This is a genomic window from Paraburkholderia ginsengiterrae (assembly GCF_001645125.1).
GTDB classification, from domain to species: domain Bacteria; phylum Pseudomonadota; class Gammaproteobacteria; order Burkholderiales; family Burkholderiaceae; genus Paraburkholderia; species Paraburkholderia ginsengiterrae.
The window spans coordinates 1-496 of the sequence record NZ_LXKA01000144.1; the positions used below are offsets into that span (position 1 = coordinate 1).

Here is a 496-nt window from a genome sequence, read left to right on the forward strand (position 1 = left end):
GAGCGCACGCGCTGCAGGGGCTGGGGATCGGGCGGTGGGGGGCGCGGCGGTTGCGTCCGGTGGAGAGAAGGCAGGTGGGTTCGGTGCAGCGAGGAGAGAGTGCAGGGGTAGCCGATGTCGGAAACAAGGTGAGAGAGGATGGCGAGACGCAGTCGGAGCGCGCCGGAATGCATGATGACGACGAGAACGAGTTGCGGGAGGAGCGGCGCGATAACGTACGCGTTTTTCTGGGCAGGCTGACGGAGCAAGAGACCCCGGGCGTGCAGGGACGCCAGCACGGGGCAACAACCGTCGGCGGGCCACGTGTTGTAGGCATACGGCGGCGACATGTGCGCTACTGCGTGGGGGTTGGCGGCAATTGAGGCGAGAGACGGCGCGGGAGGCGCGAGCGGGGCCGGCGGGCTGGGCGCCGCGGGCGGCACGACTGCAAGGCAGGGCGTGATGACGAGCAAGGTCGTCAGCAAGACAGCGCTTGGGACGGCATGGAGGTCGTGAT

General features: G+C 68.5%; 1 protein-coding gene. It reads left to right on the forward strand.

What is annotated here, in order from left to right:
• A partial coding sequence (locus A6V37_RS41760) for a hypothetical protein (RefSeq protein ID WP_208607864.1) occupies positions 1-362 on the forward strand: 362 nt, incomplete at its 5' end.
• Positions 363-496: the final 134 nt, after the last annotated feature.